The following is an 11,986-nucleotide window of genomic DNA, read 5'->3' as shown; positions in this document are numbered from 1 at the left end:
TCTACTGCGCAGCCACGGCACCGCGGGCGTCAAGTAATGCCACCGCTTGCCAAAGCGTTTCGCGCGGCACACTATACAACAGCTTCGGCCGTCATTCCATTAGCCTGCTGCTATCACGGATCACGAGCCCAAGCGATACGCCTCGAGCCACTCCCCGAGGTGATCCTCCAGCATCCACCCCTCGCGCACCCACTGCTGCAGCGCGTCGCCCTCCTTCTGCGCCGCGTCCAGATCGTGGATGCGGGCGCGGATCGCCTCGAGCCAGGCGTCCGGCCGGTTGGGCACGCGCGTCACCGGCGCGCCGCGATACGGCAGCACGTCCGAGCACACCACCGGCCAGCCGAGGATGCCATACTCCAGAATCCGCAAGTTCGACTTGCACTCGTTGAAGCGATTCACCTCCAGCGGCGCCACCGCCAAGTCCAGGTTCAGGCTCGCCAGTTTGGCCGGATACTGCTCGAAGGGCACGAAGGGATGAAACTCCTTCACGAAGGGGCGAAGCTCCTCCGGACACATGCCGAAGAAGACCCAATCGCACTCCTCGCTCGTCGTCTCCAGCACCTCACGGATCAGCGCCAAGTCACCCGCGTGCTGCATCGCCCCGGCCCAACCCACGCGCGGCTTCGGCCCCACGCGCCGCTGCGACTGCAAACCATTCCACACCCAACCCGGCAGATAATTCGGGATCAGACGCACATCGCGGGCATACTTCTCGATCGCCGCGCGGATCGGCTCGGTGGTCACCACCACCCGGTCGGCCGTGCGCACCACCCGCTTCATCTCCCCCGGCGTGTTGCGATGCTCATAGACCTCGCTCTGGCGTGGAATCTCGCTGATGAGATCATCGAGATGCAGCAGAAACGGAATGCCGGCAAGCTCCCGCACCTGCTGCACCGTCTCCAAATGATCGCTCAGCTCCAGGAACGCGCTCGCGGTGAAGACGTCCGGCTTCGCCCGCTCCACCTCGACGAGCAGAGGAATGCGCGTCTGCCGCACCCCCGGCGCGTGGATGAAACTGCGCTCCACCGCCCTCGCCTGCCATAGCCCCTCCAGCGGCTGCTTGATGCGGTACTCGATCACCCCGCTCAACTGCTCCCACCCCAGCACCCGCACCTTTTCCGTAGGCAAACGCGGATCCCAATTCACCACGATCTCCGACTCCACCCGGTAGTCGCGGTGCGTCAGGCTCAAGTGGCGGTTGTAGGCCGGATCGCGCGCGAGCTGCGGCAACCACTTGCGCAGCATCGCCTCCTGCTCCTTGCCGAAGCGCTGCTGCGCCTTGCGCGCCTTGGCCGGCTCCGCCGCCTCCTGCTGCTGGCTCACGCTGCCGTGATGCACCAGCACCACGAAAGGCGTCCACACAATCTTGTAGCCGCGCTCGCGCACTTTCAGGCACAAGTCGACGTCGTTGTAGGACACGCGAAACGCCTGCTCGTCCAGCCCCTTCACCTCGTCCCACACCGATTTGCGAATCAACAGGCAGGCCGCCGTCACCGCGGAAAGATCCTGATCCACCAACGCCCGGTTCATGTACCCGCCGTCGGTCAGCCCCAGCAAGCCCATATAGGGAAAATCCGCGATGCCCCCCAATCCGAGCAGAATTCCCGCATGCTGCACCGTCGGCGGCTGCGGGAACATCAGCTTCACCCCCACGATGCCCACGTCCGGCCGCTGCCCGTAGGCCACCATGCGCTCCAGCCAATGCTCCTGCAGCACCACCGTGTCGTTATTGAGCAGCAAGAGGTACTCGCCGCTTGCCTCGCGCGCGGCCAAATTGCACATCGCCGAGAAATTGAACGGCTTGGGATAAGGCAATACCCGCACGCCCTCCGCCTTCAGGCGTTCCAGATATGCGCACGCCTGCGGCTGCGTGCTGCCATTGTCCACCACCAGGATCTCGTAGTCGGGATAATTCGTCTTCGCACGAATGCTCTCGACGCAGGACTGGAGATAATCCGCCTGGTCTTTCGTCGGAATGACGATCGACACGCGCGGCTGCCGCGGCCAGCGATACACCACCCGCCAGGTGCCCGGCACGTACCCCTCCGCCACCTCCGCGTCCAACGCTCGGCGCGCCAGATGCGCCGCCAGCGCCTGCCGATGCGCCGGTTCATCCACCACCTCCTCGCGCCCCGCCGGCACGGAATAGAGCACCTCATCCACATGCCCGATCGCCTCCTCGCCGAAGGCATCGAGCACCCGCAGCGCCAGATCGTAACGCCACGCCTCCCCACACTCGCCCCATCCGCCAACCGCCGCGAATGCCTCGCGCTCCACCCACAGGCACGGACCCAGATACGGCATCGAGCGCAGCAAGTCGAGATTGACGTCCGGCCGGAAGAGCGGATCGCGCCGCGTGCCGTCCGCCTCCACCGTGTCCGAATCGCCATACATCAGGCGCCACTGCGGAAACGCCAACGCATGGCGCACCAGCTGCTCCACCGCATCGCCCGCCAGCCGCACCCCCGGCGCGAGCACCGACACCCAGCCCGACTCCACCGCCGCCAGCTCCTCCGCGAGCGCATCCTCCATCCCCTCCGTCGACTCCACCTCACGCCAGCGCAGCATCGGCAACTCCGCCCACATCGCATCCGGCGCCGGCGCATCGGCCACCACCACCAGCCGCCACAAGGGCGCCGACTGCACGCCCAGGCTGTCGAGCGTATCGGCCAGGAGCGGCAGATCGGAAGCCGGACAGGGAACGACGAAGGTAATGGTGGGACTGTCGGCGGGAAGGGGATCGTCGGGGTGGAAGGGGGTGTGGTGGCGGGTGAGGTAGGTGGTGTAGAGGTCTGGAGATAGTTCAGGAATCTCAGCCACATTGAATCGTTCATCAGCCTTTTCAAGGGCGACGGTAAATTCATCAGGCAGTGAACGATCCATCAAAGAAAAGCAATTCAAAGATTCTGCGAAACGAACAAATCTCTCCGATAATGGAATCTCATCAGGATGCGGCTCAGGCTCTGTTACACGCAGGATGGAGACAAACCAGTCGAAGATCTCACGAGAAAATCGCGGATTGTCGCTGAATGGCGGATAACAAAATTTTCTGAAACCACGGGAAATTGCCGGATGCTCTTTTAGAAAATCTCTGAGTCCACCATGTTCCAGAGCCCACACGACATGGGGGAGAAAAGCACCCTTATAATAATTGGCAAAAGCATATTGACTGCACGCAACCCTCTGGATTACATCATCGAGCGGAGAATAATCTCCAACCAAAAACATCGCATTTTGAATCGCTGTACTGAGATACATGAAATGTACAGCAGAGAATTTCAGTCGATGTTCTTTGCACAGAAGATTGTAATAACGAGACAACATGTCACCCGCCCAAGCGGCGTGCGCGGGATAGTGAATAAAACACCCCGGCCCAGGGGCGCTTACAAAATTTCCATAAGACAAACGACTCAGATCCCATAAACACTCAGCAAGCGTGTGGCCAAGAATTGGTGACGATCTCAGGTAATCTATTGCATTTTGTAAAGAATTACGACTAGAAACGTTATACATCGTAACTCTTGCATTCCAACCATGCCAAGCCTGCAATCTTTCAAACAAAGTCTCTCCCTGCATGGATGGCTGATTGACTTTGATAAAATTATTGTCTCCAAAATCGACGAACGTCGACCCGGATTCTACGGCTGAAACATCAGGATTTTCTGAAATGCATTTATATGCATCAATATAGTACTCCGGGGAAAACCAATCGTCATCCGCCATAATAGCAACATAATCAACGCCACTACAACAATCCATCAAAAAAAAGAAATTTGCCGTTGCACCAATATTTTTTTCATGGAAAAAAGTAATAAAATTTTTATTACATGAACTCAAATTAGATAAAAATTCATGTTTTTCCGGATTCTCGCTATTATCAGCAATAAAAACACCAATATCATTTTCAGCAATCGCCCATAACGACGCAATTATTGCTTTCGCTTTCTGTGTCCAACGCACAGTTGGCAAAGCAATTACCATCTTCACCGAATCAGGAAAATTTTGATATTGCTGCATAATATATTCATCCAGTTTTTTTATTGTGCACCGGAGCAAGTCAAGACGAGGTTAATGCTTTAATTCTTCTATAAGATTTTTCCCAAGTTTTACAAAAAAATCTTTTTTACTTCTCAACAAGTTCATTGCCATAAGCAGCGTATAACAACTTCCTTTATTTTTAAAGTACTTTACAATAAAAAGTATTTTATATTCATAAATGCTAAAATCGCTCATTATATCAGAAAATAAATTTTTTATGAAAAATCGATAAAATTTATCAGCTCTACGCTCATTTATTATTCTCAAAAAAATAAATATATTATAATTATGGAACCTTAGTATTGAAATTAATATTTCATCTTTTGTTCTTTGATTTGCTATCAATCCTGTCAAACAACAAAAGTCGTTGAGGTCAAAGGAATTATAATATTTTTCTATTTTATTAATATTGCGAATTAATTTCACTTTGAGAAAAGTATTGTTATTACAAAAATGCTTAAATAATAAAAATAATATCTGATCTGGTAGTTGATAATTTGTAATATAACTACAAAAATAAAACACAAAAAATTCATTTTTTGTGTTTTTGATTTTTTTAAACGATTGAAGTACTAGTTTATTAAAATTTCTATCAAAAAAATCTTTACTTTTTATTTTTTTAAGCAATGAAATAAATTCCCTTTCTCTCGTTAAAATATGATAATCAGCTAATTTCATTATTCATCGCCGGTTTGAATCAAAATGATCGATACGCCTGAATGATTTTCATCCATAACCTCTTCGTCGGTTAAAATGAAATCGCCACCATTGTATCCTGACGATACAAGAAAGTTTTGGGCTACAGCTAAATAGTTACGGCTTTCCATAAGCTCTTTTTCATCATGCTTGCTGAAAAAAGAAAGAAAAAATGTACTTTTTCTTCTTTGACCATTTAAACCAACATTTCTTCGATTAAAAACAGACACTGCACCCATGTATAGCAAATCGCGAATAAGTTGACTCCACCCCAAAGAGTTATTTGAATCATCCCATGATCTTCCTGAAACCCCCATCATTAGAAGCAGGATCTCTTCAGCCAGTGAACGTGATGGCCATAAAGGGTTATTCGACAAGCTAACTGCCATGCATCCTATATCCATATCAGCTGATTGGCAGTACATGAGATTATCAATATTTCCTATCAATAAATATTGAGCTCCAAGATGATATCCTTTTGGACAAATGTTTCGCTTTTTTCCTTTCAAATGCTTAATAGACCTTTTATAGGTGAAAATCGGCCAATGATGATATAGATAATATTGTGGATTATTTAATTTATCAATATAGAATGGTATATTCTCTACCATTTTAGCCTGAAGCAATAATGCCATTTTCTTCTGATATTTTCCATCATTGTGTATATGAGCAATCAAAACATCTCCAATTTCGCAGGCACACGTCTCATTATTACTTTTATCAAAACTTACTATAGGTTTTTGGTGACAAAAAACAGAAGATACTTTTAATGAAATACCATGAGGTTTTATAACTTTATGCAACGCATTGGCAATTAATCTAGTTCCATGCTTAACCAGCATTGCTACAAAATCAGGTTCTTCAGTCTTTTTTAGACTTAATCTTGTTGCTTCAAACATTGAAATAAAAATAGAATCTACAAAATCGAGTAATATTCTATTCCGATTTTCATAAATGATAGATTCGAATTTATTCATAATAATCAATTTATATAATAAAAATAAATCAGGTACGTTTTAAAAACCCATGAGGCGCCGCCGTAATCAACAATTTGTGCTCGATGCTCTTGTCGATTTCAAACTCCGGATGGTCTTTCAGATATTCCCAAACAGCGGTCTTGGGGTTGTTACCTGGACCCCATGGACGATCAGGAAACATGTCCGCAGGCATGTCTTCAATGATCGTGTCAAATACGACGCAATAACTGCCCTTGCTAACCAACGGGGCATAGGCTTGCAGCTCGGCCAGGACGTGTGCGTGGGTATGGTTACTATCCAGACAAACGAGCACGCGAGAATGATCGGCCGCAATACGGTGGACTCGATCAATGATTTCGGGATCGATGCTCGACCCCTGGATCATCTGGATACGCGAAAACATCGGGTGACTTTCAATGGCTTCGCGGTTGTGGGGGCGAATGTCGATATCGATTCCCAACACCTTGCGACGCGACTGACGAGGATCAAAGGTTGTGCCCTGCTCGATGGCGTCGGCCATGTCGAGCAGGGCGAGCATGGAAGCGCTGAACACCAAAGAACCGCCATGGGCGATGCCAGTCTCGATGATCAAATCTGGCTTGACCTGCCAGATGATCTCCTGCATCGCGACGATGTCTTGAGGATATTGGATGATGGGGCGGCCGAGCCATTCGAAATGGTAGGAGTACTTGAGGCGATTTGCTTTTTCCATCCAAGAGACAGTCAACTCCCGAAGAGTTACATCAGCACCTTGTCTCTCGATTTCAGCGTCGCATTCTTTTTTGAATCTCAGGTAGTGATCAGGCATGATCTAAGCCCTTACATTTTTACGCATCGGTCGAGCGGGATTGCCTGACACTACGACGCCAGCAGGAACATCGCGAGTAACAACAGCGCCAGCTCCAACAATGGCATCTTCACCAATTGAGAGACGCGGCAAAATAATAGCACCAGCCCCAACAAAAACATTGTCTCCCAACCTGACACAACCGCACAGAGTCGAGCCGGGGGCAAGATGAACGCCGTTCCCGATAACGCATTCATGATCTACTGATGCACGATGATTCAGTATACATGCCTCGCCAATTGTAGTATCTGCGGCAACATTGGCCAGTGCCAAAATTTGGGTACCGCATCCCACCTTGGCTGAATCACTGATCACAGCTGATGGATGAGCCAGTACGGGTATTTCTATCCCATAATTACGAAAGAGAGCGTGGATGCCAAGGCGATCTCGACCTCGCGCCCCACCAATTGCGGCCAATCCCATTACACCATGCAGTACTTCTTGTGAATAAATCCATTGGCGAAATCCTGCTTCACCCTTATAAACTGGAATATCATGTAAAACGGATTCAACTTCTGCGTTGTCGAATAGGGCCACAACTTTTCCGCCTCGGAGAGAAATAATTTCTGCCAAAACCTTTGCATGACCAGCACAGCCCCATAAAATTACACGATCCAGTTCAGCCATTCATAGTTTCCTTGAGAACATTAATTACCTGGTCCATATCAGATTTTTGCATGTCATGATAGCTAGGCAAGTTGAATGAACGGCTTGGTAAATCCCAAGCATGGCAATTTTCCCTATTTGGAGTAAACATAGGTAGACTTGAAATCGGATAAAAAAACACTCTTGCATCGATATTCTTTGCAGCAAAGGCTGTCTGCAATAGTTCTCGTGTCACGCCCAATTCCTGATCGAACACCACCGTCGGCATCCAAGCACCATTTATCGTTCCAGGTGGCTCAGGATTCATGCGAATACCCGGGATTATCTCCAGATGTTGTTTGTAGTAGGCTAAAATCTCGCGTTTTCGGGTAACCAGTTCATCGATCCGTTCTATCTGGGCACAGCCGATAGCCGCTTGAATGTTGGACATCTTGTATTTGAATCCGACGGCTTCCGGCCAGAATTGTTTGGTTTGCCCCCGGCGCCGACCGTGGTTGCTGAGTGTCAGAACTCGCTCGTAAAGGTCATCGTCGTTGGTGACGAACATCCCACCTTCACCAGTTGTGATCGTCTTGGTGCCATGAAAAGAAAATACACCGAATTTTCCCATCGAGCCAGCGCGTTTTCCGTGGTACACCGATCCGATTGCTTCGGCAGCATCCTCAATGACCGGGATGCCATATTTTTCGCCGATTGCAAGCAGCCGATCCATGTCACAAAGATTGCCATAAAGATGCACGGCGACGATGGCCTTGGTGCGCGGCGAGATGGCCGCTTCGGCCTTCTCCGGGTCGATGCACCAGGTATCGGGTAGGATGTCGACAAAAACCGGCTTGGCACCAAGATGGACGATGGGAGCAGCAGTGGCGATCCAGTTGGTGTCGGCCAGAATCACTTCATCGCCGGGGCCGATTCCCAAGGCGGCCATCCCCATGTGCAACGCCCCAGTGCAGCTGGACGTGGCGATGGCATGCTTGACGCCAAGGTGCCGTTTGAAACTCGCCTCGAAGCGCTCGATGTAGTCGTAACAATGTTCCCCCCAACCATTGCGCGCGGCGTCTGTAGCGTATGCCACTTCCCGCTCGGTGATCGAGGGTTTGGTGTAGGGAATCCTCGGGTTCATATAATCTCCAAAAAAGGCACCGCCATCACAAACTTCCCGCCCCACTGCCGCACGTAAGTAAGTTGCGTGACGATCTCCTCGCGCAGGTTCCACGGCAGGATCAGGATCAGGTCGGGCCGGTGGGCCTTGAGGCGGGCTTCATCCACGATGGGGATCCGGCTGCCCGGCATATATTTTCCCTGCTTGGCCGGGTTCTTGTCGACCACGTAGGGCAACAGGTCGGGACGCACGCCGGCGAAGTTGAGCAGGGTGTTTCCCTTGGCTGCCGCACCGTAGGCGGCGACTTTCAATCCCTTGCGCTTGGCGTCGATCAGGAACAGGAGCAGATCATCCTTGATCTTTTCGGCTCTGCCTTGAAAATCCCGGTAAAACGCCGGGGTGGTCATGCCTGCGGTGGCTTCCGTCTGTAGCATGGCTGCTACCGCGGAGGTCTGTGCGTGGGCGCCGGTATCACTGCGCTGGGCAAACACGCGCAGACTGCCACCATGGGTCGGTAGTTGTTCCACATCGAATACCGTAAGCCCATTGGCGGCAAAAATGCGCTGCACAGCAGTCAGCGACAGATACGAGTAGTGCTCGTGGTAGGCCGTGTCGAACTGGTTTTCCTGCACCATGCGCAGCAGGTGGGGAAACTCGAAAGTGGCGATGCCTTGGGGTTTGAGCAGGCGCTCGAAGCCGACGACGAAGTCGTTGATGTCGGGTACGTGCGCGAGTACGTTGTTGGCCACGATCAGGTCGGCCTGGCGTCCGACGCGGGCCAGTTCTTCGGCGAGCGCCACGTCGAAGAATCGCTCGAGGATTTCGATCCCCTTGGCGCGCGCGGCACGCGCGGTGCTGGCGGTGGGCTCGATGCCGTAGCAGGGAATGCCCGCGGCCTGGACGTATTGCAGCAGGTAGCCATCGTTGGCGGCGACTTCGACGACGCAAGACTGCGGCCCTAGCCGCAGACGCTCACGCATTGTTTCAACGTAGCGCGCGGCGTGCGCGAGCCATGTGCTCGAGTACGAGCTGAAGTAGGCGTAGTTTTCGGTGAAGAGCGCCTCGCGCCCGGCGTAGTCTTCGGTCTGCACGAGCCAGCAGGTTTCGCACACGAGCAGCCTCAGGGGGAACCAGAGCTCGGGCGCGTGCAGTTGTTCGGGGTGCAGGTAGGCATTCGAGGGGGGCGCGGCACCCAGGTCGAGAAACCCCAAGCGCAGCTCACTCGCGCAGTGGCGGCAGTTCATGGGGTGACTCCGGCAAAACCCGTCTCGGCAAGCCAGGGATGCGCGGCATCGCGCGCCGAGAGCGTGCCTACCGGCAAGGGCCAGGGCAGGGAAAGGCGCGGGTCGAGCGGATGTAGGCCGCCTTCGGCTTGGGGTACGTAGGGGTGCGAGTGGCAGTAGAGCAGTTCGACGTCGTCGGTGAGCGCCTGAAAGCCGTGCGCGAAGCCCTCGGGGATCAGGAGGGCGAGGCCGTTGTCACGCGAGAGGCGTTCGGCGTGCCAGTGCAGGAAGGTGGGTGAGCCCGCGCGCAAGTCGACGGCCACATCCCATATCTCACCGCGCAGGCAGGTGACGAGTTTTTGCTCGGCGTGCGGCGGGTGCTGAAAGTGCAGTCCGCGCACGGTGCCGCGCCGCGCGGTATAAGTGTGGTTGATCTGGGCGATCGGCTTCGTCCAGCCGGCGAGGGCGAGTTCTTCGGCACAGAAGAGGCGCGTGAAGCAGCCACGCGCATCGCCAAGGTACTGGCGTTGGATGCGCTTTAGACCGACGAGCGGCGTGTCGGCAACGGTGAGGCGGCTGGGTGAGGGAACGGCGACGTTCATCGACGGTAACCTTGGTCTTGTTGGCAGTATGCGTCGATCTGCCGCCCACACACCTCCCGCAGATCTTCCCCTGCGGCATAGGCACGCTGCCAGGCGACGACGGCTTCGAGCGCTTGTGTGAGATTCCAGCGCGGGCGCCAGCCGAGGCGGGCGCGGGCCTTGGCGCTGTCGAGTTTGAGGGAGTGCGCTTCGTGCGGCTGAGGCGCCGTGTCCGGCTGCCAGCTTGCGGCTTCGCCAAAGGCTTGGGTGAGGCGCTCGACGATCCAGCGCACCGGCCTGGCGTCGTCTTCGGCCGGGCCAAAATTCCACGCTTCGGCCCAAGCGGGGCCGGATTCCGCAAGGCGCTCGGCCAGTATGAGGTAGCCGGCGAGGGGTTCGAGCACGTGCTGCCAGGGGCGGATGGCGTCCGGGTGGCGGATACGCACGGGTTCGCCCGCGGAGATGGCACGCAGGATGTCGGGGACGAGGCGGTCTGCTGCCCAGTCGCCGCCGCCGATGACGTTGCCGGCGCGGGCGGATGCGATGGCCACGCCGTGCTCGGCGTAACGCTCAAGAGGGAAATAGGCGTTACGGTAGGCGCCGGTGACGAGTTCGGCGCAGGCTTTGCTGCTGCTGTAGGGGTCGGCGCCGCCCAAGGGTTCGATTTCACGGTAGCCCCAGAGCCATTCGCGGTTGTCGTAGCATTTGTCGCTGGTGACGATCACCACGGCGCGCACGGAAGGCGTCTGGTGCACCGCCTCGAGGAGATGCACCGTGCCCATGACGTTGGTGGCATAGGTCTCGACCGGTGCCTGGTAGCCGGTGCGCACCAGAGCCTGGGCGGCGAGGTGAAAGACGATCTCGGGCCGGGCGGTGCGCATCGCATCGGCCAGCGCATTGGCGTCACGCACGTCGCCGATGCGGGAATCCATGCTGCTGCCGATGCGGGCGAGCGTAAAAAGGTTCGGGGTCGTTGCCGGCGGCAGGGCAAAACCGGTGACTTCCGCCCCCATCCGTTGCAGCCAGAGCGTGAGCCAGCCACCCTTGAATCCGGTGTGGCCGGTGATGAACACACGTCGGCCGCGCCAGAAGGCGGGTGCAGGCAGGGCGGCATTCACGGCAGACATTACCAGATCTTCCACGGTGCCCGCCCGGAAGTCCACAAGTCTTCGAGCAGATATTTGTCGCGCAGCGTGTCCATCGGCTGCCAAAAACCCGCGTGCTCGAAGGCCATCAGCTCGCCCTGCCGGGCAAGGTTTTCGAGCGATTCACCCTCCCACGGTGAAGTGTCGCCCGCAATGAACTCGAGCACGCCGGGCGAGAGCACGAAAAAGCCGCCATTGATCCAGCCGCCGTCGCCGCGCGGTTTTTCGGTAAAGCCGGTCACCGTGCTGCCTGCCAGCTGCAGCGCGCCGTATCGTCCCGGTGGTTGCACGGCGCAGACCGTAGCGAGCTTGCCATGTGCGCGGTGAAAGGCGATTTCGGCACCCAAGTCTACGTTCGAGAGTCCGTCACCGTAGGTAAAGCAGAAAGCGTCTTCGTTTTCGATGTAAGGCGCCACGCGCTTCAGACGCCCGCCGGTCATGGTACCTTCGCCAGTGTCTACCAGCGTTACCCGCCAAGGTTCGGCGTGCCGTTGGTGTACTTCCATGCGGTTATGGGTCATGTCGAAGGTGACGTCCGACATGTGCAGGAAGTAGTTGGCGAAGTATTCCTTGATGACATAGCCTTTGTAGCCGAGGCAGATGACGAAGTCGTTGATCCCATGGGCGGAATAGAACTTCATCACGTGCCAGAGAATCGGCCGCCCGCCGATCTCGATCATCGGCTTGGGCCGCAGATGAGACTCCTCACTGATCCGGGTGCCGTAGCCCCCGGCGAGGATCACGCACTTCATTGTTTCTCCTTGGCACAAC

10 protein-coding genes and 1 pseudogene are annotated in these 11,986 nt (G+C 54.5%); all 11 read right to left on the bottom strand.

Annotation, left to right across the window (positions count from 1 at the left end; genetic code table 11):
* Positions 1 to 120 precede the first annotated feature (120 nt).
* Positions 121 to 2,820 carry a glycosyltransferase gene (locus GV368_RS11300; RefSeq protein ID WP_328514234.1) on the bottom strand — a complete coding sequence of 900 codons (2,700 nt, stop codon included), beginning with the start codon at positions 2,818 to 2,820 and terminating at the stop codon, positions 121 to 123.
* A 795-nt stretch (positions 2,821 to 3,615) separates the two neighbouring features.
* Positions 3,616 to 3,981: pseudogene (locus tag GV368_RS11765) on the bottom strand (glycosyltransferase); the annotation flags it as partial.
* A gap of 87 nt (positions 3,982 to 4,068) precedes the next feature.
* Positions 4,069 to 4,716 carry a hypothetical protein gene (locus tag GV368_RS05595; protein ID WP_169115819.1) on the bottom strand — a complete coding sequence of 216 codons (648 nt, stop codon included), beginning with the start codon at positions 4,714 to 4,716 and terminating at the stop codon, positions 4,069 to 4,071.
* A complete protein-coding gene (locus GV368_RS05590) occupies positions 4,716 to 5,711 on the bottom strand; it encodes a hypothetical protein (RefSeq protein WP_169115818.1) in 996 nt (331 codons plus the stop codon). Before GV368_RS05590 ends, GV368_RS05595 begins: the two co-directional genes overlap by 1 nt.
* A gap of 28 nt (positions 5,712 to 5,739) precedes the next feature.
* Entirely contained in the window at positions 5,740 to 6,519 is a 780-nt protein-coding gene (locus GV368_RS05585; protein WP_169115817.1) for a cephalosporin hydroxylase family protein, read from the bottom strand.
* A 3-nt stretch (positions 6,520 to 6,522) separates the two neighbouring features.
* Positions 6,523 to 7,185: an acetyltransferase gene (locus GV368_RS05580; RefSeq protein WP_169115816.1), complete on the bottom strand. Its 663-nt coding sequence runs from the start codon at positions 7,183 to 7,185 to the stop codon at positions 6,523 to 6,525.
* On the bottom strand, positions 7,178 to 8,287 hold the full coding sequence (locus GV368_RS05575) for a DegT/DnrJ/EryC1/StrS family aminotransferase (RefSeq protein ID WP_169115815.1): 1,110 nt from the start codon (positions 8,285 to 8,287) through the stop codon (positions 7,178 to 7,180). The genes GV368_RS05580 and GV368_RS05575 overlap by 8 nt, the downstream gene beginning before the upstream one ends.
* A complete protein-coding gene (locus GV368_RS05570) occupies positions 8,284 to 9,510 on the bottom strand; it encodes a class I SAM-dependent methyltransferase (RefSeq protein WP_169115814.1) in 1,227 nt (408 codons plus the stop codon). The genes GV368_RS05575 and GV368_RS05570 overlap by 4 nt, the downstream gene beginning before the upstream one ends.
* Complete coding sequence (locus tag GV368_RS05565) at positions 9,507 to 10,091, bottom strand: dTDP-4-dehydrorhamnose 3,5-epimerase family protein (RefSeq protein WP_169115813.1); 585 nt, start codon at positions 10,089 to 10,091, stop codon at positions 9,507 to 9,509. Before GV368_RS05565 ends, GV368_RS05570 begins: the two co-directional genes overlap by 4 nt.
* Positions 10,088 to 11,197, bottom strand: a complete 1,110-nt coding sequence (gene rfbG, locus GV368_RS05560) for a CDP-glucose 4,6-dehydratase (protein ID WP_169115812.1) — start codon at positions 11,195 to 11,197, stop codon at positions 10,088 to 10,090. Before rfbG ends, GV368_RS05565 begins: the two co-directional genes overlap by 4 nt.
* Positions 11,197 to 11,967 (bottom strand): glucose-1-phosphate cytidylyltransferase, encoded by a 771-nt coding sequence (gene rfbF, locus GV368_RS05555; protein ID WP_169115811.1) that lies wholly within the window; start codon positions 11,965 to 11,967, stop codon positions 11,197 to 11,199. Before rfbF ends, rfbG begins: the two co-directional genes overlap by 1 nt.
* Between the last annotated feature and the right edge of the window lie 19 nt (positions 11,968 to 11,986).

The sequence above is a fragment of the Tepidiphilus baoligensis genome, from assembly GCF_012911495.1.
In the GTDB taxonomy this organism is placed as follows: Bacteria; Pseudomonadota; Gammaproteobacteria; order Burkholderiales; family Rhodocyclaceae; genus Tepidiphilus; species Tepidiphilus olei.
The sequence above is the reverse complement of the archived record's forward strand: the minus strand, read 5'-3'. Positions and strand labels throughout refer to the sequence as shown.

Excerpts from the sequence above, each read along its gene's own strand:
- GV368_RS05575 (WP_169115815.1), bottom strand. The coding sequence starts at position 8,287 with ATGAACCCGAGGATTCCCTACACCAAACCCTCGATCACCGAGCGGGAA.
- rfbG (WP_169115812.1), bottom strand. The coding sequence starts at position 11,197 with ATGTCTGCCGTGAATGCCGCCCTGCCTGCACCCGCCTTCTGGCGCGGC.
- GV368_RS05565 (WP_169115813.1), bottom strand. The coding sequence starts at position 10,091 with ATGAACGTCGCCGTTCCCTCACCCAGCCGCCTCACCGTTGCCGACACG.
- GV368_RS05570 (WP_169115814.1), bottom strand. The coding sequence starts at position 9,510 with ATGAACTGCCGCCACTGCGCGAGTGAGCTGCGCTTGGGGTTTCTCGAC.
- GV368_RS05580 (WP_169115816.1), bottom strand. The coding sequence starts at position 7,185 with ATGGCTGAACTGGATCGTGTAATTTTATGGGGCTGTGCTGGTCATGCA.
- GV368_RS05585 (WP_169115817.1), bottom strand. The coding sequence starts at position 6,519 with ATGCCTGATCACTACCTGAGATTCAAAAAAGAATGCGACGCTGAAATC.
- GV368_RS05590 (WP_169115818.1), bottom strand. The coding sequence starts at position 5,711 with ATGAATAAATTCGAATCTATCATTTATGAAAATCGGAATAGAATATTA.
- rfbF (WP_169115811.1), bottom strand. The coding sequence starts at position 11,967 with ATGAAGTGCGTGATCCTCGCCGGGGGCTACGGCACCCGGATCAGTGAG.
- GV368_RS05595 (WP_169115819.1), bottom strand. The coding sequence starts at position 4,716 with ATGAAATTAGCTGATTATCATATTTTAACGAGAGAAAGGGAATTTATT.